This window comes from Gammaproteobacteria bacterium (assembly GCA_013003425.1).
Taxonomy (GTDB): Bacteria; Pseudomonadota; Gammaproteobacteria; order Steroidobacterales; family JABDKV01; genus JABDJB01.
Genome location: JABDJB010000078.1, coordinates 1 through 25,784, shown reverse-complemented (window position 1 = coordinate 25,784; position 25,784 = coordinate 1). Strand labels below are relative to the sequence as shown.

Sequence of the window (25,784 nt, the reverse complement as noted above, 5' to 3'; positions counted from 1 at the left end):
GCGGCAGCGGCCTGGTTTGAATCGTAACTGGCACGATCGCGCCCAGCTGCTAGGCTTGCGGTATGAAAAAACGGCTACCTGACATTCGTCCCGTAACAAGCGAGCCCGAGCTCGCGAGTAACCCGACCCGGCTGGCCAGCACGCGAGGCTGGGCGGAAGAGGTCTACGTCGACTTTATTGCGCTGCAAAACGGCGAGATGAGTAAGGACAAGTTTCGCAAGAAATACCTGCGAACCCGGGCAATACTGGACCTCGATATGACGGGGTTTACCATCGGCACGCTCAACGAGGGCCAGATCGACACGCTGCTGCGAATTTTCGACATCCAGAAAATCGCCATACCAGTCCTCGAAGATAACGGCGCCGGACTCGTGCGGGCATTCGCTGACGATCTGGTTGCGTTATTTGATAATGCTCACCAGGCTTTTGACGCGGCAATGGAGATTCACGAGCGGGTCGCCGCGTTTAACAAGAACGGTCAATATCCGGTACCGACAGAGTGCTGCATCGGCATCGGCTTTGGCCAGGTCTATGCCATCGGTCCAAACCTGGCGCAGGGTATAGAAATGAACCTGGCGGCCAAGCTGGGTGAAGATATCGCCCGTGGCGGCGAAACGCTGCTGACACAACAGGCATACGACGCCTTATCGCACCTCGAAGAGGTGGGCTTCGAACGCCAGCTGCACGATGAGCTGGATGTGCCGTTTTATCGCGTCGTCCGCGCTTAGCCGGCGGCCCGCGCCGCCTTGAGGTAGAGGATCTCCAGCGCCACCGTAGCCGCCGCCAGGGCGGTTATTTCGGCCGGGTCATAGGCCGGCGCAACTTCCGTAACGTCAGCGGCGACGATATCCAGGTCGCCGAGGCCACGTACAATCTGCAGCAGCTTGTCGGTGGTCATACCACCGGCAACCGGGGTGCCGGTACCGGGCGCGTAGGCCGGGTCGAGACAGTCAATGTCAATACTCAGGTAAACAGGCGCGTCACCGATGCGCTGGCGAATACGCGCGACAGCATCATCGGCGGACCGGCTGTTGACCCACGGTGCATCCAGCACTTCCAGTTCATGCCGGTTGCTATCGAATTCAGTACGGATGCCCAGCTGAATGCTGCGTGACGGATCAAGCAGCTCCTCCTGCAACGCACGATAAAACATCGAGCCGTGGTAGTACTCGAGGTCGGTTTCCTCGGTATCGGTATGCGCATCGAAATGCAGCAGAGCAAGTTTGCCGCACTTTTTGGTAATCCCACGCAACAACGGCAGGGATACGAAATGGTCGCCGCCGAAACTCAGCAGGAATTTCCCGGCCGCGACGACTGCCGCGGAATGGTGAGCAGCAGTCTCAACCAGGTCTGCGCTGTCACCTTCGGCAAATGACAGGTCGCCATAGTCGATCACCCGCAATCGCTCTTTCAGAGCAAATTGCCACGGCCAGCGCCTTTTTTCCCAGCGCAGCTGGGCAGAAGCCTGCCGAATTGCGTTTGGTCCGAAACGGGCTCCCGGGCGCGCCGAAGTCGCCAGGTCATAGGGCAGGCCCATGACGACCGCATCGCAAGCGCCAAGGTCACGACTCAGCGGCAGCCCCATGTAGGTAAACACGTTGGCATAGGTGCTGCTGCCAGCACCGCTCAGGTCAGCGTCGCTCATCGGGTTGTCCGCGTATTATTTTCAGGTTCCGTTTTGACTGTGCAACTGGTTTGCGCGCGGATTATTTCCAGCGTTCGATTTAACTGTGCCATCAGCCTGCCCGCGGATTACTACCAACGATCGTTATAACTGATTCCATATACCTGGCCGCGGGATTACTCCCAGCGGTAGGTATAACTGATCCCGATTGTGCGCGGTTTTTTCGGCCCGAAGAAATGCGACGGCAGCACGCCACCGTTATTGTTCAACCCGTCCCAGGTAAATTCATCGGTGAGGTTTTCGATATACAGACGCAGCGCCCAGTTGTTATTGGACTCATAGCCAAAACGCGCAGACACATCGGTATATGACCCGATCTTTGTCGAGGCCAGGTTTTCGAAACCGCCGCCTCGTTCAGATTCCCAGAACATTTCCAGCCCGCCACTCCATTCGCCGTTGGCCGCGGGCCAATGACCATTGAGGACAAGCGCGCCGGAAAAGTCCGGCGCCCAGAACAGCGAACTGCCTTCACAGCCGTTCGCGTTATCGAGGCCGCAGATCTTTTGCAGCTGGGTTGCTTCGGTATCGAGCCACGATGCGGCTGCATACAAGTCGTAATTGTCACCGAGCCGGGCGGTGATCGATGCCTCGAGGCCCTGGCCATCAACCTGGCCAACATTCTCCACTTTTGCCGCACCACCATCGAACACGACTACCTGGAGATCCTTGTAGTCATAGAGAAATGCGGTAACTGCCACGTCAGCCTGGCCGAAAGTATCCTTGTACCCGAACTCCAACGAATCCACTGTTTCCGGGTTAAAGGCATTGGGGCGATCACCGCGTGCCTGGCTGGCTTCATCGTCACCGCCGCCAACGCCGTCACCCATGGAGTCCACCAGGGCAAAGCTACCAAAGCCACCTGACTTGAATCCTTCAGTAAAACTGCCAAACAGCAGTGCGGTGGGCGTAGGCCGGTAACGAGCGACAAACCGCAGGGTTGTATCGTCCCAGCTGCGTTTTTCGCTGACCGCACCCTCGGTGGCGAACGTGTAAGCCCAGTAGGCACCGAGGTCGCTGTCGGGCGGCGGCACATTGATGCTGAAATCTTTCTCGTCGTCGGTCCAGCGTGCGCCTATGCTGAAATCGAGCGTATCGCTGGCGGCAAAAGACAGGTCGACGTAGGCACCCCAGCCGGAATAGTCGCCGACGATACGCCCTGTTTCCGTAAGGAGGCCATCAGCGCTTGGCGTAAATGGTGAACTGTAATAGGCATACAGGTCGGCACAGCCGCTGAAGGTCATGCCATCGTTGTAATAGTAGCCGTAGTACTGGCAGAAAAAATCCTCTTCACCCGAAAACGTAAACAGCGCGTCGATACTTTCCTTATAGAACGATACACCGGCATACCAGGAGAAGGGGCCATCGTTGTCTGAGGTGAGGCGAAACTCCTGCTGGAAATAATCGCCGGCCTGGTCCTGGCCGTAATTATTGATATTCAGCGGGGTGCCGTCGTAGTCCTCGCTGTAAAAATAATCATGGTCCTTGTAGCCGGTGTTCGAGGTCAGCGTCATGTTCTCGAAGTCGTAATCGAAACGCACCCCGAGCGTGAGAATATCGGCATCGTCGGCATCACCGCCGGACTGGTCGCTGTCGATGTCCTCATCGCTGCCGCTCAGTTCAGAAGCACCGGTTGCGGCAACGAACGTTTCCCAGATATCGCCGCGATCGACGGCGCGGTACATTGACCCCGACTGTTTACGCGACTCGTACTCGAGCATGGTATATACGCTTAGCGCATCTTTCTCATGGGTTGTAGACCAGCGCACGGCGGACTTGTCATGCTCGATGACGTCACGGCCGTTGAAGACATTTTTGGCAAAACCATCTTCGGTAGAGAAATAGCCGGCAAAACGCATGGCGAAATGATCGTTGACCGGCACATTGACGGCCCCTTCGCCGGCAATACGTGAGTCCTCGCCGGCATCCAGCTCTATATAGCCCGAGTTGCCGCCATCAATCTCGGCGCGCGCCGTGTGCACGCTGAATGCACCACCGATGGAATTGCGTCCGAACAGAAAACCCTGCGGGCCACGCAGGACTTCCGACCGCGCCATGTCGTAAAGGCTGGTTACCGCCGAACCGTTGCGGCCTTCGTACAGGTCATTCTTGAAAAACGCTGCAGAAGGGTCGCCGCCGACGCCAAAATCCTGGGTGCGTATGCCCCGCACGCTGATGGCATCGATAAAGCTGTCCTGGCTGTTACCGGTGACGCCCGGGGTAAAGGAAACAAGATCCTTGACGTCGTTGAGATTGACCTCGCGGGTAAATTCGCCCGATAACGCCGTGATCGCAAGCGGTACATCCTGCACGGATTCTTCCCGCTTGGTTGCGGTGACCATGACTTCTTCCACTTCCTGCGCAACGGCAGGCACAGCGGCCAGAGAGCCGGCAATGGCAAGCGAGACTGCTTCCGCGAGGCGGGAGTGGCGAGTAGCCGGAACGACGTTTACACAGGCTGATTTCAACTTCACAGGAACACCCCACAGTACTGAGTCGTTGATGCAACGATAGTCCGGCGTTTGACGTCGAAAGTCAATAAATTATGGCGTTCTCAGACAGTTACTTCGACGCCGTTGTGCTGCAGTGTTTCCAGCATCGGCTGTAGCTCACCAGCATATTTTTTCCACCGGCCGACCGAGCGTGTGTGAACCGGCTGACGTACCTGCACCGCACTGGCCGTCGACACAGCGGCGTCCTGGCGATGAAACTCCATACAGGCTTTTTCAAACGGCAGCTCCAGGAAGCCAAGCAGATCGCGTACCGCTGGTTCCAGGTCAGTCACGGTCTCTTCATAGCTGATGTCAAAGAACCGCCCCGGAAAACGGTCGCGCCACACCTGCATCAATCGGCGATAGCGGACGTGGTGGCGGGCCATTTCCTGCTGGTCATAGGAGTGCAGGTAGGCGTCGGCAAACAGCTGTTTAAAGCTGGCAAAACAGGCATCCATCGGGTCACGTGTCAGGTGCACGATTTTCGCATTTGGCAGCGCTGCCAGGATTAGCGGGATCATCAGGTAGTTCTGCGGCAGCTTGTCAATAAAACGGGGCGTTTCGCCCTGCATGCGCCGGGTGGTGTCGAGATACATGGCGCCAAGCTGGGTAAAGTTCAGGTCCAGTGCTGCTGCGAACATTTCAGCCGAGAAGCGCTTCGCATCGTTGTAATCTGCCAGGCGGCGTATGGCCAGCGCGAACTGCTGCAGTTCGCCGGCCGGGTGCACGAGCGAATGACTGCCGATAATGCGCTCGATAAGCGTTGTACCGGTACGGGGCTGGCCCAGCACAAAAATGGGCGCAGCAGAATCGTGGCCAGAGCCCGACAAGCGCTCCGGAAGGTAGCTTTCCTCCAGAAACCGGAACATCTCGATTTCCGCCTGCTCGTCGAATTCCACGGTCGACCGCCGCGCCCTGGCGCCGGCCGCGAATGCACGAAAAGCAGCGTCCCATTCCTGCAGGTCTTCATATTCCTTGCCGATGGCATAGCAGTAGAAAGCCTGCGCACGCGGATGTACGCCCTTGGTCAGGATGCGCTGCATTTGCACAATGTGCTGTTCATCGGTTGCCTTGCGCGCGGCGGCGAGGGCCCAGTGTGCCTGCGGGTTGAGCGGCTGAATATCGATGATGCGACGGAACACGTCCTGTGCCGCGGCAGTCTCTCCGTGATACACAAGATTGTTGGCATGATTGAGCAGGAACGGCGGGTGGTCTTTCTGGTGTTCTATTGCCTTTTCATACCACTGCGCCGCCAGGCCGTATTCACCCATGCGCGAATAGACGGTTCCGACGAGGTCTTCGACAATCGCTTCGTCCCGTACATGACGCAAAACTTCCCGCAGCGCCGCATCGGCGCGATTGACCTGGCCGTCGGTGATAAACAAGCGTGCCAGGTGTGCCCAGGCAGCGGCATGCGCAGGTTCAAGCCTGGTCACGGAACGAAAAGCACTGAATGCGGTGCGCCTGTCCTGCGCCTCCAGCGCCACAAGGCCGACGAGAAAGTGTCCGGGCGCAAGGTCCGGGCTACGCAATAGCGCGGTGCGACAGCATGCCTCGGCTTCACCGAGACGGCCGCGATTGAGCGCGGCAAAACCACGCTGCAACAGCTGCTGGTTACTTAAGGTTTCGAGTGTCTGCTGCATTGTCGGGATTGATACTACTTGATCAGCCATCGCCCACTGCCTATTGTAACGATTCGTCCGGTGGTTACGGCTGCGATTAATGAAAAACAAACCTGTCGTGGGCCAGCCGTCAACGGTGCACAGGAAACGGTCGCTCGGGCAACGAGACCTGGTTCTGTTTACCGTATCGGCGATCCTGCTGCTCGAGACGCTGGCCGCCGCCGCCTCAATTGGTGCATCGAGTATCTTCTGGTGGCTGTTTCTCGGCGTTGTCTTTTACATACCGTTTGCGCTGATCTGCGCCGAGATGGGCTGTGCTTATCCGGAGCAGGGCGGTATCTACGCCTGGATTCGCGACGCGTTTGGCGGCCGCTGGGGAGCGCGGGCCAGCTGGGGCTACTGGGTCAATACTGCCGTCTGGCTACCGGCCATCAACATCCTGTTTGCCGGAATTTTTGCCCAGCTGTTCATGCCGGACCTGCAACTTCCGGTGCAGATCATGATTGGAATTGCCCTGCTTTGGGTTGCTGTGGGTTTGAACGTAGTGACGCTGGATATCGGCAAATGGATACCCAACATTGGCGCCGTACTCAAAGTGGCTGTTTTTGTTGCGCTGATAATTGCCGCGTTTGTCTACACGCGCAAAAATGGCATGGCAAATCCGCTCAGCCTCGACACGCTGCGCCCGAACTTCGGCAACGCGGCGCAATACATTCCGGCAATTATCTACGGCATGCTCGGGTTTGAGCTGGTCAGCGCCAGTAGTGAGGAAATGAAGAATCCGGCACGCGATGTACCGCGGGCGGTTTTTGTTTCCGGTCTGATAATCATTACGTTGTATACCCTTGCTACTGCCGCGATGCTTGCAGCGCTGCCGGCAGGCGAAATCGACCTGGTCGACGGACTGGTCGATACGCTGCGACAAATTCTCGGGCAGTCGACGGCCGGGCAGGCCGCAGTAATGCTCCTTGGCATTTTCGCTCTCTACACTTTTTTTTCCAACGGCGTTACCTGGACGCTCGGCTGTAACCGCGCTGCTGCCGAAGCCGGACAGGAAGGCGAGCTGCCGCGTTTTCTGGCGCATGAGACAAGCCGTGGCACACCAGCCGGCGCCGCTATCACTATGGGACTGGTAGGCACCGCGGTGCTGGTTCTTTACGGGTTTCTGGCCGGTTCTAAGGAAGAGTTGTTTTGGTCGCTCTTTGCCTTCAGCGCAGTGATTTTTCTGCTGCCATATCTCGGCATGATGGCAGCGTTCGTAAAACTTCGGGTGCGTGATCCGCAGCACCCGCGGCCATTTTGCATTCCAGGCGGACTGACCGTTGCGGTGATACTCGCCGCACTGTGTTTCGTTATTCTGGCAATTGCAATCGTCCTGTTTGTTTATACACCCGGCGAAGGCATACAGCGACCGGTACTTTACGGCGCGCTCGCGCTGCTGGCGCTGGGCGAAGCCGCCATTCGTGCAGCGGAGCGGGCCAACCGGGACAAGTAGCTCAGGCGGTCTTGTCGTAACCCATGACCGCCTTTGTTTCGAGGAAGTCCTCGAACGCCAGCGGCCCCCACTCGCGTCCGTTGCCTGACTGCTTGTAGCCGCCAAACGGTGCCTCGAAATCTCCGCCCGCACCATTTATATGCACCATGCCGGTCCGCATCCTGGCTGCAACCCGACGCGCACGTTCTATATCACCCGATTGCACGTAACCGGATAAACCGTAGACGGTGTCATTAGCTATGTGTATTGCATCGTCTTCGTTGTCATAGGGGATAATGGCCAACACCGGCCCAAAAACCTCTTCGCGTGCAATCGTCATGTCGTTGGAGACATTGGTGAACACGGTGGGGCGCACGTAGTAACCCGTCTCGAGGCCTTGTGGTTTGCCCGGTCCACCCGTTGCAAGTTCGGTATTCTCGTTAAGGGCCTGCTGGATGAGGCGCTGGATCTTGTCGTACTGCACCTGGCTCACCACCGGTCCGAGGTGCGTTGATTCGTCATGCGGACCGCCGACACGCGTCGCCTCGGCCGCGCGCACCGCAATTGCGGTTGCCTCCGCCAGCTGCTCGCGTGGCACCAGCATGCGGCTGGGCGCGTTGCAGGACTGGCCGGTGTTGGAAAAGCACTCGCGTACGCCATAGGTCACGGCTTTTTCCAGGTCGGCGTCGTCGAGAATGATATTTGCCGATTTGCCGCCCAGTTCCTGGGTGACACGCTTGACGGTATCGGCTGCGGCCTTGGCGACCAGAATCCCGGCGCGGGTAGAGCCGGTAAACGACATCATGTCGATTTGCGGGTGTGCTGACAACGGTGCACCAGCATCCGGACCGGTGCCGTTGACCATGTTGTAAACACCGGCAGGCACGCCGGCCTCGTGCAGTATTTCAGAAAAAAGAATTGCCGACAGCGGAGCTATTTCACTGGGCTTTAGCACCATCGTGCACCCTGTCGCCAAAGCGGGTGCCACCTTGCAGGCAATCTGGTTTATCGGCCAGTTCCACGGCGTAATAAAGCCACAAACGCCAATTGGCTCACGCAGGATCACGCTCTCACCCATGCGTTGCTCGAATTCAAAAGTCTTCAGCGCCTTGATCGCGTGCGCAAGATGGCCTTTGCCGCAGCCTGCCTGCGCGCGCATTGCCAGCTTGTCCGGTGCGCCCATTTCCTCGGTTATTGCGGCCGCCATCTCGGCGTAGCGTTTGTCGTATACAGCGAGTACCGCCTGCAGCAATTCGAGACGGTCGCTGCGGCTGGTGCCCGAAAAGCTGTCGAAGGCTGCACGCGCGGCCATCACGGCTCGATCAATATCGGTCGCGTCACCCAGAGCAATCGTCGCCACGGCTTTCTCGGTAGCGGGATTAATCACCTCCAGCGTCTGCCGCGAGTGCGGTTCGACCCATTCGCCGTTGATATAAAACCTGGTGTGCTGTTTCATTGCCCGATCCGCTGCTGCTATTGACGGACTGCTATTATAGGCGGCGCAGATGCACAACGGATACATCGATTCTTACTACAACGCAACCGCGCGCGGGATACGTGAGCGGCCAGCCCTGCAGGGTGAGCTCACGGCCGACGTGTGCGTTATCGGCGGCGGTATTACCGGCACCTCGGCCGCATTGCACCTGGCACAGCGCGGTAAAAAAGTAGTACTGCTCGAGGCGCAGCGTGTCGGCTGGGGCGCCTCGGGCCGCAATGGGGGCCATGTCAGCGTTGGCCAGCGCAAGGACCAGCCAGCGCTGGAGAAGCTGGTGGGTCACGAAACGGCCGGGAAACTGTGGGACCTCGGCCTCGAAGCCGTGCAACTGCTCAAGGCACTGATCGCCGGGCACTCCATCGACTGTGACCTGAAAAGCGGGGTTCTTTACGTTGCGGCGAAGCAGCGAGAGGTCAGCGGGCTGCAGCAGGAATGCGAGCACCTGCGGCAACGCTACGGCCACCAGAGCGTGCGTTTTATCCCGCGCGACGAGTTACTCGGCATGCTGGGTACCAACCGATACTTTGCCGGCATGCTGGACGAAACGGCAGCACATCTGCATCCGCTCAACTATGTCCTGGGTCTGGCTGCTGCAGGCGAAGCAGCCGGCGCCACGATTTACGAGCGCAGCCGGGTCTGCGCATTCGAGCAGGGGCAAACCGTTGTGGTGCGCACCAAAGCCGGCTGCGTACGTGCCCGAGATGTCGTTATCGCCTGTAACGGCTATGTGGAATCGCTCAGCAGGCGAATGGCCGGGCAGATCATGCCGATCAACAATTTTATCCTGGCAACCGAGCCGTTGCCCGAAACCGAAGCGCGCAGCATCATTCGCGATGACGTCGCCGTGCAGGATTCTCTTTTCGTCATCAACTACTGGAAGCTGTCGGCAGACAACCGGCTTATCTTTGGTGGCGGCGAAAATTACAGCCGGCGTTTTCCGGCCGATATCCGCTCATTCGTGCGCAAGTACATGTTGCGGGTCTATCCGCAGCTGGCCGAAACCAGAATTGACTATGCCTGGGGTGGCACGCTGGCAATAACCATGAGCCGGCTGCCCGGTTTTGGCCGGCTGGCGGACAACGTGTTATACGCGCAGGGCTACTCGGGACACGGTGTGCCCACCGCCACGCTGGGTGGCAAGCTGCTGGCAGAGGCAGTCAGCGGTGAAACGCAGCGCTTCGACCTGATGGCCGGGCTGCCAACTCGGCGCTTTCCCGGAGGCGCGCTGCTGCGCTGGCCTGCGCTGGTGGCCGGAATGAGTTATTACGCACTGCGCGACCGGCTGTAGGTCAGATCACGCCCTTGTCGCGCAGGGCGGTCAGCCGCTCTTTGTCCAGCCCGAGCAAATCAGACAGCACGCTGTCGGTATCTGCACCCATTGCCGGCGGTGGCGTGGTTGCGGCCGATGAATCCGACCGGCTGTAATGCAGCGGACTACCGGGCAACTGCACCGGCCCGGTGACCGGGTCGCTTAACTCCAGGCACATATCCCGCGCTTTAACCTGAGGGTTATCAAATACTTCTGCAATATTGTTAATTGGTCCCGCAGGTATGGAGGCGGCGCTGAGAAGCTCGATCCATTCGGCGCCGGGACGCTGTTTCAGTAAATCACCAACCGCAGAAACGGTGGCAGCCCGATTCCGCACCCGTGCCGCGTTGGTAGCAAAGCGTTCGTCGCGGGCCAATTCCGCCGCGCCGGCAACTGCGGCGAACCGGGCGAACTGCTCATCGCTGGCTATAGCCAGGATGATATAGCCTTCGCTGGTGGCAAACGCCTGGTAGGGCACGATGTTGGGATGCTGGCTACCAAGACGGCCTGGCACTTCGCCGCCCACCAGGTAATGAGCTGCCTGGTTGGCCAGCATCGCAGTCTGGGCATCGAACAGCGACAAGTCGATGTGCTGTCCCAGGCCCGAGCGTTCGCGTTCGAGCAGGGCGCCCTGGATCGCAATTACCGCGAACAGACCAGCCGACAAATCGGCGATGGAAATACCGGCACGCAATGGCGGCCCGTCGGCGGATCCGGTCACGCTCATGACGCCGGCCATCGCCTGGATCAGCAGGTCATAGCCGGGCCGTTCCCGGTAAGGTCCGGTGTGCCCGAAGCCGGTGATGGAACAATAAACCAGCTGCGGGTTGTGCTGCTGCAGCGTGCTGTAGTCAAGACCGTACTCCGCCAGTTTGTCAGTACGAAAGTTTTCCAGCAGCACGTCGCTTGCTACTGCCAGCTTGCGGATGATTTCCTGCCCGGCGGAAACAGCCAGGTTTACCGTTACCGATTTCTTGCCGCGGTTGGCGCAGTAGTAATACGCAGCCGTACCGGTTTCCCGACCAGCGTCATCACTATGGAACGGCGGGCCCCACCGGCGGGTTACATCGCCTTTGCCCGGTTGTTCGATCTTGATTACTTCGGCGCCCAGATCCGCCAGGACCTGGGCGGCGAATGGACCAGCCAGCACCCGGCTCATGTCCAGTATGCGTATACCGGCGAGCGGTTTGGCGTTCAGCGTGGTCAAACGATTTGCAGATACCACTGGATATCCAGCGGCGGTACATGAGACTGGTAGCTGTCATACTCGGCACGCTTGATGGTGCTGTACAGCTGCTGGAAATCCGCACCGAAGTAGTGCTCTGCCCAGTCACTGTCTGCCAGCAACTCAATCGCGCGGTCCCAGTCGGTGGGCAGGCTGGCCGGACGCTGGCGCACGGCATCACCCTCGACGGGCTGATCCGGAAGCAGCTTTTCCCGGTAACCGTGCAGGATACCGGCCAGCACACCGGCAACGACAAGATAAGGGTTAGCGTCGGCACCGGCGACGCGGTGTTCGATACGACGGGCGTGCTCCGGGCCGGCCGGAACCCGCAGCGCCACGGTGCGGTTGTTATAACCCCAGCTCGGGCTTAGCGGCACATAGGCATTCTTGCGAAAGCGCCGGTAGGAATTGGCGTGCGGGGCGAAAAGCAACATCGCGTCACTCATCGTGGCCTGCAGCCCGCCTATGGCATGGTGTAATTCTGCCTCGCTGGCGGCAAACCGGTTGTTGCCGTTCTCGTCGCAAATGCTTACATGGACATGCGTGCCGGAGCCGGTCTGGTCCATCATCGGCTTGGCCATGAATGTGGCGCTCATCTGCTCGGAACGGGCTGCCTGCCGAACGATACGTTTCAAATAGATCGCGTCATCACAGGCTGCCAGTGCATCGGCCTTGTGACTGAGGTTTATTTCAAACTGGCCAGGCGCGTACTCGGCAACCGCGGCCGAGGCTGGCACCGACTGCGCGCTGCAATACCGCTTGGCGGTTTCCAGAAACGGACGAAAGTTGTCGAGATCATCGATGCTGTAAACCTGGGTGCTGTCTGATTCCTCGCCGGTAAAAGGGTCGATCAGCAGCTGCGGCCGGCCGGCATCATCCAGCCGGTCGCGCAACAGGTAAAACTCCAGTTCAACAGCGACAGTAGGAAACAGGCCGGCGGCATTCATCTGCCTGACTATCTCGCGCAGGAGCTGGCGCGGACTGGCGCTGAACGGCTGGCCGGAATCATCGTACATTTCCATCATGCACTGGGCTGCGGGTGTATCTGCCCACGGTACGGGGCGCAGCGTTTCCGTTTCGAGGCGGCAGGTGTAATCCATGTCGCCGGTAGCTATGCCGAGCCGGGTTTCTTCGACCGTGTCGCCGCGTATGTCGCCACCGTAAAGCGAACGGGGCAGCAGGATTCCGTCGCTGACTGCTTTTCCGGCATCACTGGCGCTGAGGCGCTTGCCGCGGGCAATACCGTTGAGATCAGGCATCAGCAGATCGATAAATTCCAGATCGGCGTGTTGTTGCAGGAAACCGGACATCGCGTCAGTCATGAGGGCATGCTAACAGACGCCGCAGTCAGGGTTAAAAATGTTTTATAACAGCATGGTCTTATTGGAAAAAACTGCTCGCTAGTCGCTTGAACCGGGGCAGGGGCAGTGTTACTTTGCCGGCACGCTAACGAGCCACACCATGCAACGCAGACCGGTGGTCGGGCTGAGTGCCGACCTGAAACATATCGCCCCGCACGACTACCATTGCGTCGGCGACAAATACATTCGCACTATCACCCACGCGGCGGATGCGCTGCCGGTCATGCTGCCGGCGCTCACCGATGGCGTTACTGCCGGGGAGATCCTGGGCATGGTCGACGGCATTGTGCTGACCGGCAGCTACGCAAACATTCATCCGCAGCACTATGACGGTGGCGAGCCGCATCCCGACAGCCCGCTGGATGAGGCGCGCGATGCCGCCAACCTGCGGCTGATCCCGGCGGCACTGGAAGCGGGCATACCGGTGCTCGGTGTGTGCCGGGGATTTCAGGAAATCAACGTTGCGCTGGGTGGCACACTGCACCAGAAAGTCCACGAACACCCCGACTACGAATATCACCTGGAGGACGCCAGCCTCGACCTGGACGGCCAGTACGGTCCGGCACACCCGGTAACCCTCGAACCCGGCGGCATACTGGCGCGACTGGCTGACACCCTGGAACAGACCGTCAACAGCCTGCATGCCCAGGGGATCGACCGGCTGGCGCATGGGTTGTCCGTGGAGGCGCGGGCGCACGATGGCCTGATAGAAGGGTTCAGCGTTGCCGGCGCATCCGCATTTGCCCTGGCGGTACAATGGCACCCGGAGTGGAAGCCGCACATGAATCCCTTCTACGCCGCAACATGGCGTGCGTTCGGTGCCGCCTGCAGAGAGCGCGCGGCATCCCGCCGCATTGAAGGCGAATAGATGAACAAGATCAGTAACGAGCTGCGCGACTGGCTGACCAGCCGCAAGATTGATGAGGTCGAAGCGCTGGTGCCGGATATGACCGGCAATGTGCGCGGCAAGATTATTCCCGCCGAACGATTTCTGAAAGGCGAGGGCGTGCGACTGCCCGAGGCAATCTTTGTACAGTCTGTAACCGGCGAATACGCCGCACCGGACGATGACTGGGCGCCAGTACACCCGTCTGATCGAGACATGTTTCTCAAGCCCGACCCTGACACCGCCTGTATCGTGCCGTGGGTCGAGGAACCCACCGCGCAGATTATTAACGACTGCGTTGACAGCGACGGTGAACTCCACCGTTTGGCGCCGCGCACCGTGCTGCGCTCTATTCTCGACCTGTACGAAGCAGAAGGTTTGCGACCCATTATCGCGCCGGAGGTGGAGTTCTACCTGGTCGAGCGCAATACCGACGCGGATTATCCGCTACGCCCGCCGGTAGGACGCTCGGGGCGCCCGGAACGAGCCCGTCAGTCCTATTCCATTGATGCGGTGAACGAGTTCGATCCGTTATTCGAGGATATGTACGACTTTGCCGATGCGATGGAGCTGGACCTGGATACGCTCATCCACGAATCCGGCGCGGCGCAGATGGAGGTCAATTTCGAGCACGCCGAAGCGCTTAGCCGGGCGGACCAGGTTTGCCTGTTCAAGCGCATGATGCGTGAGGTAGCAATGCGCCATGGCGTATTTGCAACCTTTCTTGCAAAACCAATGGAAAACGAGCCCGGCAGCTCGATGCATATTCACCAGTCGATAAACGACATCAGCACTGGCAGGAATATCTTCGCTGACGATAACAATGGGCAACTTAACGGCCGTCTGCGTCACTACATCGGTGGGCTGCAGCATTTTGCACCAGCAGCGCTTATCTTTTATGGCCCGTATGTAAACAGCTATCGTCGGTTTGCCTATGGCGACAGTGCGCCGACTAATGTGCACTGGGGTATAGACAATCGGACTGCAGGTTTGCGGGTGCCGGTCTCGAGCCCGGAGAACCGCCGCATCGAAACGCGTTTTGCCGGTTCCGACGTCAATCCTTATCTGGCCATTGCCGCGACGCTGGCCTGCGGATACCTGGGCATGAAACAGGAAATCGAACCCAGCGCGCCGACCGACCAGAATGCCCGGATGATGGAGCGCTCGTTGCCGCACACCCTGGAAGATGCGCTGATCTGCCTCGAACAGGAGCCTGCATTGCGCAACCTGTTCGGTGAAGACTTCGCCACCTGCTACGCGGGAATAAAACGACTCGAACACGAGACTTTCTTTCGGGTCATTAGCTCCTGGGAGAGGGAATTCCTGCTGTTGAATGTTTGATAAACAAGAGAAGCCATGAGTAATTTATCCGCTCTGCAACGCAAGGATGCTGCGCATCACCTGCACCCGTTTACCGACAGCGGAGACCTGGCGCAGCATGGCACGCGCATCATAAAAAGCGCAGATGGCGTCTATCTGACCGATGCCGAAGGGCGACGGCTGCTGGACGGCATGGCAGGCCTGTGGTGCGTCAACATCGGCTACGGGCGGCAGGAGCTCGCCGATGCAGCGGCTGCTCAATTCAGGGAACTGCCTTACTACAACAGCTTTTTCCAGTGCACCACGCCACCGGCCATTGAACTGTCCGAAATGCTTGCCGGGCTCGCGCCCGCACACATGAACCACGTATTTTTTTCCGGCTCCGGCTCGGAGGCAAACGATACGGTTATACGCATGGTGCGCCACTACTGGGCCTGCATGGGTCATGCCGGCAAAGACATCATTGTCAGTCGTCACAATGCCTATCACGGTTCGACGGTTGCGGCCGCCAGCCTCGGCGGCATGAAACCGATGCACAAGCAGGGCGGGCTACCGATTCCCGGTATCGTGCACATCGACCAGCCATACTGGTTTGGCGAGGGGCGTGATGAAGAGCCGGCGGAATTCGGTTTGCGTGTCGCACATCAGCTCGAACAGAAGATCGAGGAACTCGGGGCCGATCGGGTCGCTGCATTTATCGGCGAACCGGTGCAGGGAGCCGGCGGCGTAATTGTGCCGCCGGACAGCTACTGGCCGGAGATTCAGCGCATTTGCGACAAATACAACATACTGCTGGTGTCCGACGAGGTAATTACCGGCTTCGGGCGTCTTGGCAGCTGGTTTGGCGCGCAACACTACGGCACAAAACCCGACCTGATGCCGGTCGCAAAGGGCCTTTCTTCAGGCTACCTGCCGATTGGCGGCGTGATCGTCGCGGATCACATGGCGGCCGTGCTCAAGGAGAAGGGCGGCGAGTTTTTCCATGGCTACACCTACTCCGGGCACCCGGTCTGTGCCGCTGTTGCCATGGCAAACCTGAAAATCCTGCGAGAGGAAGGCATCGTCGAGTATGTGCGTGACGAAATCGGGCCGTACTTTCAACAACAGTGGCACACGCTCGCTGACCATCCGCTGGTCGGCGAAGCACGTGGTGTGGGCATGCTCGGCGCGCTGGAGCTGGTGCGTTCGCGTGATCCGATCGAGCTGTTTGAAGAGCCGGGAGACGCCGGCAACGTGGCGCGTGACCTGGCGCTGGAGAACGGCCTGGTGATGCGGGCTGTCGGCAGCAAACTTATCGTATCGCCGCCGCTGGTCATGCAGCGAACGCACGTCGATGAACTGGTCGTCAAAGCCCGCGCCACGCTGGACGCGGCGGCCGAACGACTGCTCTAGGCCAATTCGGCGCTCCCACCAATGAACGCTGACAGCACATTGCCTGGCGGCCACTTCTGGTTTCGGCTGTTCAAATACAGCGTTTATGCCCTGCTGGCGCTCAACGTGTGGCTGTGGTTTCTCGAAGACTACGCGGCCAGCGCCGAGATCTTTGTCGATGGCGTAACCTGGCGCAACCTGGTGCAGGCCTACTCGGCAACGGTTGATACGCTTGCCTGGGTAATACTGCTGCTGCTGTTCGAACTGGAAACGGCGGCAATCCCGGACAACAAGCTCAGAGGCGGGCTCAAATGGACGCTGACGGCCACCCGGGCAGTGTGCTATCTGTTTATTATTTATTCGTTTTACGGTTACCTGGTCAAATACGGGCTGGTAACCAGCGCGGTGCCGTTTGCCGTCGACAATGTGTGCAGCCTGATTGGTACCGGCTATACCTATATTGATTCACTCGACAATTACTTTCCGCTGACGCCGGAAGTCTGCCAGGCATTGCAGGGCGAGGCGTTGCTGCAGCTGCCCGGCACCCGGGTTATTGGCAGCGCGGCACAACTGGAACTGGCACATGCCCTGGCACTGACTGACGTCATCAACGCCGGAGACTGGCTGATTATCGTCGCGCTGTTGGAAATCGAGGTGCTGCTGCAGCACCGCGACCTGCTCACCGATGGCTTGTTGCGTATCAGCAAGGGTATCAAAGGCGTCCTGTACGCAATACTCTTTGGCTGCGCAATTTACTGGGGCATCGATGGCGAGTTCCTCGATTTCTGGGATGCCTTCCTGTGGCTGGTCGCTTTTATCTTTATCGAGATGAACATTTTTGAATGGCACGCGGAGACCGCCGGGTCAGATACCGGTGGCAGCGAGCCGGCCGGAAAGGCATAGTAAAGTGAGTTAACTGCCGGGTCGTTGCTTGAAGACGCTGACTGCAAAAGATTTGATGGTACCGCTGGACGAATATCCACATGCGGCGCCCGACGATTCGCTGCGAGAAGCAGCCCGGATGCTGGTGCAGGCCCAGATTGCCGTCGGCAAGGGGCGGCAATCCATGCCGCGCGTAGTACTGGTTTTCGAGAATTCGAAGCTGGTTGGCGCCGTCAGGCGGCGGGATATCCTCAAGGGCCTCGAGATTGACCTGCTCGAAGAGCTCGACGAGCTTGCCGATGTGCCAATCCGGTCCGAGGTAGACCCGAACCTCGCAGAGGTGTTGTCGCCAGACAAACAGGAGCATTGGCAGGCGCGCTTTGACCGGCCGATCCGCGAGGTCATGCGAGACATCGAGGGCAGGGTGGACGCCGGGGATTCCCTGACAAAGGTCATCTATGAACTGGTCGGCGATGACACCCACATGGCTGTCGTGGTGGAGGATGACCATGCGGTCGGCGTGGTACGCACCGTTGATGTGTTACGGCACGTCTACCATGCGATGAGTGTCCTGGCGCCATGACGGATGCTGACAGCGGCAAAACGCCGCGGGCGGCGCTGGCGGATGAGGCCGACGAACGCCAACGCGGTCGCCCTTTCGCTTTGCTGCTGGGTATCGCCGGTTTCACGCTCTTTGCCTTGCTGCCGGGGCTACCTGACGCAATCGACCCTTCCGGCGAGACCATCGTCGTTACGCGAGAAGCAAAACTCGCGCTGGGTCTGTTTGTGCTCGCCGCAGTCTGGTGGGTGACGGAGGCGGTTCCGGTCGGCATCACGGCAATAACGATTGCCGTTGTCCAGGCATTGTTCCAGATACGTGATGCGCGCGCGGCGTTTACCGATTTTCTTGACCCGGCCGTCTGGTTCATTATCGGCGCTTTTACAATTGGCATGGCATTTTCAAGCACCGGCCTGACAAAGCGACTTACCTACCGCATGCTGGCGCTTGCCGGCGAACGCACCAGCATGATTTACCTGGGCACGTTCCTGATGACCGCCGGCCTTACCCTGTTCATGGCGCATACCGCCGTCGCCGCCGCTCTTTTCCCGTTGCTCACAGCTATCCATGCCCTTTATGGTCACGATGGCGTAACCCGCTTCGGCAAAGGGCTTTTTATCGGCATGGCATTCACCGCCGGCGCCGGCAGCATTATCACGTTGTTCGGTGCGGCTCGTGCTGCTGTAGCTATCGGCTTCTTTCGCGACCTTGCCGGGCGTGAAATTTCTTTTGGCGAGCTCACCTATTACATGCTGCCGCTCGGCGTCACCATGGTTTTTCTGCTGTGGCTGTACATACTGGTGGTGTTCCGCCCTGACAAGCCGGTAATTTTCGGGCTGCGGCGACGCGCCAGGGAACTGCACAAGCGGCTGGGCCCGGTCAGCTGGCAGGAATGGCTGGTGATTATTGTAACGCTGATCGCAATTGCCGCAATGAGCCTGCGTTCGGTGATTCCCTTGCTCGGCCAGATTGACAAGAGCGCAATTATTCTTGCCGTGACGGTTGTTTTTTTCGTGTTCAGGATACTTGACCTGGACGATCTCGAATCACTGCCGCTAAATATTATTTTCCTGTTTGGTGGCGCCATGAGCATAGGGTTTTGCCTGTGGCAGACTGGTGCGGCACGCTGGCTTGCGATCCAGTGGCTGACGCACCTGCCAACCAGCCCGCTGCTTGTGTTTGTCATCGGCCTGTCGCTGTTTGTGCTGCTGCTGACAAATCTCATTATGAATGTGGCGGCGATTGCGATTTCATTGCCGGTCGCCCTCGCTGTGTCCGGTTACCTCGGCATAGCACCGGAGCTGGTGCTGTATTCCACACTTGCCGTTGCCGGCATGCCGTTTCTCTTCATGGTTGGCGCGGCACCGAACGCCATTGCCTACCAAAGCAGACAATTCAGCTCGGCGGAATTCTTTCGGGCCGGCATACCGGCCAGTATCCTGCTGCTTGCGGTGCTGGCGCTGTTTGTCTGGAAAATCTGGCCGTGGATGGGTATGCCGGTGCACCTGGCGGGTTGAACGCGGAAACTGGTATGCGCCATTCGGTCGAGTGCCGGCTACTCATTCGACGTCCATCCACCCCAGGCAACAGGAGCTGAAATGGGGCGATTCGCCTACTCCTGGCGCGACGGTTGCGACACAACGCTGCTCGTGGATGGTGATCGTTTTTTCCCGGCCATGCTGGCGGCGATCGATGCAGCCAGCGAGAGCGTCGTCCTTGTTAATTACCTGGTAGAGCCGGGCGCCTGTCTTGAGCGTTTTGCTGCGGCGCTGACTGCGGCGGCGGGCCGCGGGGTTGAAGTTTATGTGCTTGCAGACAGGTTTGGCGCATATGCCGCACGCGACGAGCTGAAGCAGCTCGCCGATGCGAAGGTAAACCTGGCCTGGTTCAACCCGGCCCGACCGTGGCCGCCACGACTGAACCTGTTTCGTGATCATCGCAAACTGCTCATGGTCGACGGCGCAACCGGCTTTATCGGTGGATTCTGCATCACCGACGACTTTGACCCGGCCAGCAGTGACCAGCCGTGGCACGACCTTGCCTTACGCCTGAAGGGTCCGGTCGTGAGCGACATGCACGCCGAATTTGCTCATGACTGGCAGGTCTACGCCGGGGGCCGGCCTGAGTTACCGACCACTACAGCCAGTGCGGGGCAGGGCCGCTGCCGGCTGCTGCGGAATCACCCCCTGCAACGGCGTGAAATCCGGCACCGCGTAGCCTCTGTCGTTGCCGGTGCCCGTCACCGCGCCTGGATCGCGACACCGTATTTTGCCCCCAGCTTCCGGCTGTTGCGCGAACTGCGCCGGGCGGCGCGCCGTGGCGTGGACACACGCCTGCTGCTGTCCGGGACGGCAACCGACCAGCCGTTGGTGCGCAGTGCCGGCTGGCGCTTCTATGGTCGCCTGCTGCGTGATGGTGTGCGCATCTTCGAATACCAGGAGCGTTGCCTGCATATGAAGGCACAACTGATCGATGATCTTGCCGCCGTCGGCTCTTGCAACCTGGATCACTGGGGCATGCGCTGGAACCGTGATGCGCAGGTGGAAACCACTCACGCACCGGCCATAGCGTCGCTGCAACAGCTCTTTACGACGGACTTTGCCGCCAGCAAAGAAATAACATCGGAGCTGTATCGCGATCGTTCACTTGGTGCACGGCTGTCGCAACGTTTCTCAGCACTGATAGATGCATGGCTGGTGCGTAGCGCTTACCGCGGGCAGCTGCGTGCCTATCGCGCTTATCGCCGTGCTGCCCGCCGTTCTGGCCGCTAGCCACGATATGCTAATGTCGCTTCGCTGGAGGATGAACAGATGATGGACATCGATTTCACAACTATTGGCCACCACCTGATGTTGTTGAGCGCAGCGTACGCGCTGGCGCTGCCGGTCGCCTGGAACCGCGAGAAAGGGCCACGACGCAGTGCCGGCCTGCGCACGTTTCCACTCGTCGCCATTGCGGCTTGCGGTTACACGCTGGTCGGCATGCAGGTACTTTCAACCACTGATGCGGAATCGCGTGTCATTTACGGCATCATTACCGGCATGGGGTTTATCGGTGGCGGCGCGATTCTGAAGAGCCGCGGCGGTGTTACCGGCACCGCAACCGCCGCCAGCCTGTGGAATACCGGCGCCATCGGCATAGCGGTTGCATTCCGGCGCTTCGAGATTGCTATCGCACTGTCGCTGTTGAACTACCTGACGCTGCAGTTTGTCCCGTACGTCAAGGAAGACATCGACGAGTAGCACGGAAGAAATTTCCTTCCATCGGAAAATTCTTCCGTAATCGGCACCCTGCGGCGCACTTCTGTCGAACTGCCAGTTCACCCTGAAATGCTGTAATAGCAGCACGAAACTCCCACTCGCGCCAACCTGGCACGATTACTGCACCTCCTGCAGCACAGGCGGATTCACCGTCGCAAAACTGGAGGGAAAATGCGCAGATCAGTTATTTCTATTATTGCCGCCGCGGCAGCCCTGGGCCTGACCGGATGTGAAGTCGAACAGTCGAAGGAGGCCAGTCTTCCTGATGTCGACGTCGCGGTGAAAGATGGCCAGCTACCGAATTTCGATGTCGACCAGACGCGTGAAACGCGCCTGCCGGATGTGGATATCGATGTGAAAAGTGGCCAGCTGCCCAAATTCGATGTCGAACAGACCCAGGAAGCACGGCTTCCTGATGTTGATGTCGACGTATCGGGCGGCCAGCTGCCGGAATTCGAGATCGAAGTGGCTGACATCGAAGTCGGTAAAAAGAAATTGTCCGTACCGGTTCCGGAAGTTGAACTGAAAGACAAGGACATTACCGTGCCGACGATCGACGTCGAAATGCCGGAAGAACGCAATATGGCCGAAGAAAAGCGCGAGAAGCAGCAGAACGAGCGCGCTGAGACGTCGGACTGAGCGACAGGATTACTGAAATTTCACGGACAACTGGAGGAGGTACGTAATGGGTTTGGAAATAGGCGGATTACTGGGGCTGGTTATTCTGGCATTTGATCTGTGGGCACTGGTACATGTTTTCAGCAGCCCGGCCAGCGTAGGCCGCAAGGTGCTTTGGTCGCTGCTGATTGTGCTGCTGCCGGTAATCGGACTGATTGCCTGGTTTTTTCTCGGACCGAGACAGCACGCCGCAACAGCCTGAAGAAACGGAGACGCGGGGCTCCGGCCCCGCGTTGCCATGTGTACACCACGAGATAGTATGGAAGAACATATAAACTGGAAAACACAGCAGCTGATCGGCAAGCCTGTCTACAACACTGACAAAGAGCTGCTGGGGCATATCGTTGATTTGGAAGTTGTACCGGGCAGTGGCCGCATTGGTTTCATTGAGCTGGTTATCGATGAAGTGGAGCCCGCCCGGTCAGTATTCGTGCCCTGGAGCCAGGTGCAAATCGATCAGGACGGCAACATCGCGACAGCACCCTTCAGACGCAGGTTCCTGGAATCGATCAGCCAGCCACGCTGCAGCAGTTAAAAAACATTTACTCCAGCTCGTATTGCTTCAGCCGGTTATAGAGCGTTTTGACACTGACGCCCAGCGTATCGGCCGTTTTCTGCTTGTCGCCGTCATGGTGCTCGAGCGTGGCAAAAATCAGCCTGCGTTCGACTTCCTTGATCGACATGCCGATGGAAATCCTGATGCGATCACCCCGGGTCGGACCGCTGGAGGGCACGTCGTTTGGCAGGTCGTCCAGCCCGATAGTTTCACCGGCCAGAACATGCGCGCGAAACACGACATTCTTCAGCTCCCGGACGTTGCCGGGCCAGTCATGCATACGCAAAGCATCTATAGCATCTGCGCCGAACTGCTTGTCGACACCCAGCTCGCTGTTTCTCACTTGCAGAAAGAACTGCGCCAGCAGTTCTATATCGTCACCGCGCTCGCGCAGCGGTGGCAGGCCGACAGGAAACTGCGCCAGCCGGTAGTAGAGGTCTTCGCGCAGAACCCCTGCAGTAATCGCTTCTTCAGGGTCGCGATTGGTTGCTGAGACCAGCCGCACGTCGGCGGTCAGCTCGGCAGCGCCGCCTACCGGCATGAAATGACCTGTCTCCAGCACCCGCAGCAGCTTTACCTGCAGTTCGGGGCTCATCTCGGTAATTTCGTCGAGAAACAGCGTCCCGCCGTGACTGCGTTCGAAAAAGCCCTTGTGGTTCTTTGTGGCACCGGTAAATGCGCCTTTGACGTGCCCGAACAACTGGCTTTCCATTAATTCCGCCGGTATCGCGCCGCAATTGATCGCCGTGAAGGGCTGCCCGGCGCGCACGCTGAGATCGTGCACGGTGTGCGCCGCCAGTTCCTTGCCGGTGCCGCTTTCGCCTACCAGCATTACAGCCAGGTCGGTCGGCGCGACCTTGCGGATAAGCCGGTAGACCCGCCGCATGGCGGAACACTCACCGACCAGCTTGCCACGCCCGCTCTTGCGCACTGCCGGATCCTGCCCGGAGTCCATGTCGGCAACGAGACTTTCCAGGTTGGCTTTCAGCCGGTCGGGATCAACAGGTTTTTCGAAAAAATCAGAGGCGCCGGCCCGCATGCCCCGCACCGCCGATGACAGGGTCGGGCTGTCGGACATCAGATAGATGTCCATCACGTTGGCCAGCTGGTTATTCTCGATGACCGACAGGCCGGTTGAATCAACCACGTCGAGGTCGATCAGTGCGACTTCCGGGGTGTGCTTCAGCAGGAAGTCGGTGGCGACACTGAAATCCGTTGCGGTATCGACCGCATAGCCACAGCCGCGAAATACTTCGCTCAGGCGAAGCATCTCCTCGCCATCTCTGGCAACGATGAGTCCCTGGAGCATGAGCCCTACCAATTCAACCACCCAGGCGAATGAGTCTATGAGGGCTCCGACGGCGCCGCAATGAAGGAAATCCCCCAGCAACCGGCAAATCTTTCCGGGTCGCGGGTAAAACTTACTGAATTGTGGCCGTCAGTGAGGCGAAAAACACTATATTTTCAGCATTTGGGCGGTTGGCACGGTACTTGCTTTTCTCCGGGTGAGGCTTTTACTGAGGAGGACAAAATGACTTACTGGAAGTACCTGCTGGCAACTGTCATTACGGGCCTGGTCCTGGTGATCGCGGGCTGCAGTACCACAAAAGGCATTGGCGAAGACGTCGAGCAGCTCGGTGAAAACATCCAGGAAGAGGTTGACGAGCACGATTGAATCGACTGCCGGCCCGGCGGCAATCGGGGCTGCACACGGATTCAAATAATTAACTGATTGGAAATACGGAGCTATGAACGCAACAGAAACATTGATATCGAGCCTGGAAGGCATGCTCGAGGCTACCATCGAGCATCTGCCCCTGCTGGCGACCGGCCTGGTCATCCTGGCCATTACCTGGGTGGCGGCAAAGCTCATTCGTCGCGGCACGGGCCGGCTGACAGATAAAGCCGGCCTGCGGCAGTCGCTGAGCGAGCTGTTTTCCAAGCTGGTCTTCATCGGCGTCTGGGTCACCGGCATACTGCTGGCAAGCACCGCCATGTTCCCATCGTTTACGCCGGGAAAAATCCTGACGGCGTTAGGCCTGTCATCGATTGCCATCGGTTTCGCCTTCAAGGATATTTTCGAGAACTTCATCGCCGGCATCCTGATTCTGCTGCGCGAGCCGTTTGAGATCGGCGACCTGATCGAATGCAATGACCTGGAAGGCACGGTCGAGGAAATCACGGTGCGTGACACCAATATCCGCCGGCTGGATGGCCAGCGCGTGGTGGTGCCCAATTCGATGCTGTTCAAGACCCCCGTGACGGTGCGCACCGACCGCAATACCCGTCGTATTACCATCGCGTGCGGCGTCGGCTATGACGAAGATGTTGCCGAAAGCCGCAAGGTGATCCAGGAAGCTCTCGAGAGCTGCCAATCGGTTAACACGGACAAACCGGCACAGGTGTATGCACGCCAGTTCGGTGCCAGCAGCATTGATTTCGACGTGACCTGGTGGACCGGTAACGGCAGCGAGTCGGCAAATATCCGCGGTTCGCGGGACGAGGTGGTCGAGGCCATCAAAAAGGCGCTTGATGACGCCGGCATCGAGATTCCGTATCCCTACCGAACGCTTACTTTCAAGAACGAGCGGGTACCGATACGCATGGATGAAGCTGCCTGAGTTCCCATCCGGAATGATGGCGGGAGGCCGGCTGATTGTTCAGCCGGCCTTTTTTGTTTGTCTGGGCGGGCAAAGCGATTCGGGCGGGTTCGCAACCGCCATTACTACTTACAGGTTAAGTCTTTGCCCATGTTCCCCGAACAGCACCACGAACCAGAGCATGGGACCCGGCCGGCCGACAACTATGCAACCTACGACGCTGCTGGTTCAAACTGATGTCTCCAAACCCAAAGCGCGCTCCCGGCGTAAGATCACCGCCCAATATGAAAATTGTGGCCTGTGCACGGCAGGCAGGGCAGGGCTGAGGTAGCCTCAGTATTTTGGGCGAGATCGGCAATGGACGTGGTATGCACCTACTGTGGCGTTGCTCACCCGCAGCCACAGAGCTTTTGTAACGGCTGCGGCGGCGCGCTGCCTGCAGCAAGGCAGCGCACTGAAGCCCCGTCACAGCGTCTTCCAGGCCGCCGCAAACTGATCGCAGCGGCCCTCGGGCTGACAACACTGGTGGTGATCGGCTCGGTCATTGCCAACAGACTGTCCGGCCCGCAGCAGGTCGAAATCGTCAACCTGCCAGGCGCCACGCCCGTGACGCCAATGGCCGACGTAACCGCATCGGGTGCGGAGCAGCATCGCTACATCACCACAGCGCGTTTTGCTGCCGCCTACACCACGGTGCACCAGCTGCGAATGTTTTTGACGCAGTACCGTATGGAGCAGGGCAACTACCCGCAGGACTTTTCCGACCTTCGCATAGACCCCGACGAGCTTTCTGACGGCGAGCACGTTACCGCCGTAACGCTGCAACCGGGCGGCGTGCTTGTCGCTCATCTGGAGCCGACGCATTTTGGCGACGATGCAGTCTTCAGGCTGACGCCGCGCGATGTGATGGCCGGCACTCGCACCCGCTGGGACTGCACCACGACGATTCCGGATAAAGACCGCCTTGGTGGCCCGGGGCATATCCCCTGCAAATTCTCGGCGGAACTGGTCAA

24 protein-coding genes are annotated in these 25,784 nt (G+C 59.0%); 17 read left to right on the top strand and 7 right to left on the bottom strand.

Going from position 1 to position 25,784, the window contains the following annotated elements; genetic code table 11:
• Positions 1-62 precede the first annotated feature (62 nt).
• The gene (locus HKN06_10870; GenBank protein ID NNF61813.1) at positions 63-728 is read left to right on the top strand and encodes a hypothetical protein; all 666 of its coding nucleotides are present in this window, start codon (positions 63-65) and stop codon (positions 726-728) included.
• On the opposite strand, the gene speB is transcribed toward HKN06_10870, so the two are convergent.
• The 3 genes from speB to HKN06_10855 form a co-directional block, all read right to left on the bottom strand.
• Entirely contained in the window at positions 725-1,645 is a 921-nt protein-coding gene (gene speB, locus HKN06_10865; GenBank protein NNF61812.1) for an agmatinase, read from the bottom strand. The two genes, HKN06_10870 and speB, sit on opposite strands and share 4 nt — an antisense overlap.
• 155 nt (positions 1,646-1,800) lie before the next feature.
• Positions 1,801-4,023, bottom strand: coding sequence for a TonB-dependent receptor (locus HKN06_10860; GenBank protein NNF61811.1), 2,223 nt, complete (start codon positions 4,021-4,023; stop codon positions 1,801-1,803).
• 212 nt (positions 4,024-4,235) lie between these two features.
• Complete coding sequence (locus HKN06_10855; protein ID NNF61810.1) at positions 4,236-5,816, bottom strand: tetratricopeptide repeat protein; 1,581 nt, start codon at positions 5,814-5,816, stop codon at positions 4,236-4,238.
• A 79-nt stretch (positions 5,817-5,895) separates the two neighbouring features.
• Here HKN06_10855 and HKN06_10850 point away from each other — a divergent pair, with 79 nt between their 5' ends.
• Positions 5,896-7,290, top strand: a complete 1,395-nt coding sequence (locus tag HKN06_10850; protein ID NNF61809.1) for an APC family permease — start codon at positions 5,896-5,898, stop codon at positions 7,288-7,290.
• A gap of 1 nt (position 7,291) precedes the next feature.
• On the opposite strand, the gene HKN06_10845 is transcribed toward HKN06_10850, so the two are convergent.
• The gene (locus tag HKN06_10845) at positions 7,292-8,725 is read right to left on the bottom strand and encodes an aldehyde dehydrogenase family protein (protein NNF61808.1); all 1,434 of its coding nucleotides are present in this window, start codon (positions 8,723-8,725) and stop codon (positions 7,292-7,294) included.
• A gap of 49 nt (positions 8,726-8,774) precedes the next feature.
• Here HKN06_10845 and HKN06_10840 point away from each other — a divergent pair, with 49 nt between their 5' ends.
• Complete coding sequence (locus HKN06_10840; GenBank protein ID NNF61807.1) at positions 8,775-10,052, top strand: FAD-binding oxidoreductase; 1,278 nt, start codon at positions 8,775-8,777, stop codon at positions 10,050-10,052.
• Position 10,053: 1 nt separating this feature from the next.
• Here HKN06_10840 and HKN06_10835 read toward each other — a convergent pair whose 3' ends face one another.
• Positions 10,054-11,232, bottom strand: coding sequence for a CoA transferase (locus HKN06_10835; protein ID NNF61806.1), 1,179 nt, complete (start codon positions 11,230-11,232; stop codon positions 10,054-10,056).
• 44 nt (positions 11,233-11,276) lie between these two features.
• Positions 11,277-12,620, bottom strand: a complete 1,344-nt coding sequence (locus HKN06_10830; protein NNF61805.1) for a glutamine synthetase — start codon at positions 12,618-12,620, stop codon at positions 11,277-11,279.
• Positions 12,621-12,759: 139 nt separating this feature from the next.
• Between HKN06_10830 and HKN06_10825 the strand changes: the two genes are divergently transcribed.
• The 11 genes from HKN06_10825 to HKN06_10775 all read left to right on the top strand — a co-directional run bounded on the left by HKN06_10825 (position 12,760) and on the right by HKN06_10775 (position 22,150).
• Positions 12,760-13,527 carry a gamma-glutamyl-gamma-aminobutyrate hydrolase family protein gene (locus tag HKN06_10825; GenBank protein ID NNF61804.1) on the top strand — a complete coding sequence of 256 codons (768 nt, stop codon included), beginning with the start codon at positions 12,760-12,762 and terminating at the stop codon, positions 13,525-13,527.
• Positions 13,528-14,886: a glutamine synthetase gene (locus HKN06_10820; protein NNF61803.1), complete on the top strand. Its 1,359-nt coding sequence runs from the start codon at positions 13,528-13,530 to the stop codon at positions 14,884-14,886.
• Positions 14,887-14,901: 15 nt separating this feature from the next.
• Entirely contained in the window at positions 14,902-16,257 is a 1,356-nt protein-coding gene (locus HKN06_10815) for an aspartate aminotransferase family protein (GenBank protein ID NNF61802.1), read from the top strand.
• 21 nt (positions 16,258-16,278) lie between these two features.
• Positions 16,279-17,139, top strand: a complete 861-nt coding sequence (locus HKN06_10810) for a hypothetical protein (GenBank protein NNF61801.1) — start codon at positions 16,279-16,281, stop codon at positions 17,137-17,139.
• 52 nt (positions 17,140-17,191) lie between these two features.
• On the top strand, positions 17,192-17,701 hold the full coding sequence (locus HKN06_10805) for a CBS domain-containing protein (protein ID NNF61800.1): 510 nt from the start codon (positions 17,192-17,194) through the stop codon (positions 17,699-17,701).
• Positions 17,698-19,194, top strand: a complete 1,497-nt coding sequence (locus tag HKN06_10800; protein NNF61799.1) for an SLC13/DASS family transporter — start codon at positions 17,698-17,700, stop codon at positions 19,192-19,194. Before HKN06_10805 ends, HKN06_10800 begins: the two co-directional genes overlap by 4 nt.
• An 81-nt stretch (positions 19,195-19,275) precedes the next feature.
• Positions 19,276-20,448, top strand: coding sequence for a phosphatidylserine/phosphatidylglycerophosphate/cardiolipin synthase family protein (locus tag HKN06_10795; protein NNF61798.1), 1,173 nt, complete (start codon positions 19,276-19,278; stop codon positions 20,446-20,448).
• Between the two features lie 39 nt (positions 20,449-20,487).
• Positions 20,488-20,919 (top strand): MgtC/SapB family protein, encoded by a 432-nt coding sequence (locus tag HKN06_10790; protein NNF61797.1) that lies wholly within the window; start codon positions 20,488-20,490, stop codon positions 20,917-20,919.
• 189 nt (positions 20,920-21,108) lie between these two features.
• Positions 21,109-21,576, top strand: a complete 468-nt coding sequence (locus HKN06_10785) for a hypothetical protein (protein NNF61796.1) — start codon at positions 21,109-21,111, stop codon at positions 21,574-21,576.
• Between the two features lie 46 nt (positions 21,577-21,622).
• Positions 21,623-21,817 carry a PLDc_N domain-containing protein gene (locus HKN06_10780; protein ID NNF61795.1) on the top strand — a complete coding sequence of 65 codons (195 nt, stop codon included), beginning with the start codon at positions 21,623-21,625 and terminating at the stop codon, positions 21,815-21,817.
• A gap of 57 nt (positions 21,818-21,874) precedes the next feature.
• Complete coding sequence (locus tag HKN06_10775; protein ID NNF61794.1) at positions 21,875-22,150, top strand: PRC-barrel domain-containing protein; 276 nt, start codon at positions 21,875-21,877, stop codon at positions 22,148-22,150.
• Positions 22,151-22,157: 7 nt separating this feature from the next.
• On the opposite strand, the gene HKN06_10770 is transcribed toward HKN06_10775, so the two are convergent.
• Positions 22,158-23,480, bottom strand: a complete 1,323-nt coding sequence (locus HKN06_10770; protein NNF61793.1) for a sigma-54-dependent Fis family transcriptional regulator — start codon at positions 23,478-23,480, stop codon at positions 22,158-22,160.
• A 222-nt stretch (positions 23,481-23,702) separates the two neighbouring features.
• Between HKN06_10770 and HKN06_10765 the strand changes: the two genes are divergently transcribed.
• The 3 genes from HKN06_10765 to HKN06_10755 form a co-directional block, all read left to right on the top strand.
• Positions 23,703-23,846: a hypothetical protein gene (locus HKN06_10765; GenBank protein NNF61792.1), complete on the top strand. Its 144-nt coding sequence runs from the start codon at positions 23,703-23,705 to the stop codon at positions 23,844-23,846.
• 73 nt (positions 23,847-23,919) lie between these two features.
• Complete coding sequence (locus HKN06_10760; protein NNF61791.1) at positions 23,920-24,792, top strand: mechanosensitive ion channel family protein; 873 nt, start codon at positions 23,920-23,922, stop codon at positions 24,790-24,792.
• A gap of 336 nt (positions 24,793-25,128) precedes the next feature.
• On the top strand, positions 25,129-25,784 hold a 656-nt coding region (locus HKN06_10755; protein NNF61790.1), incomplete at its 3' end, for a hypothetical protein.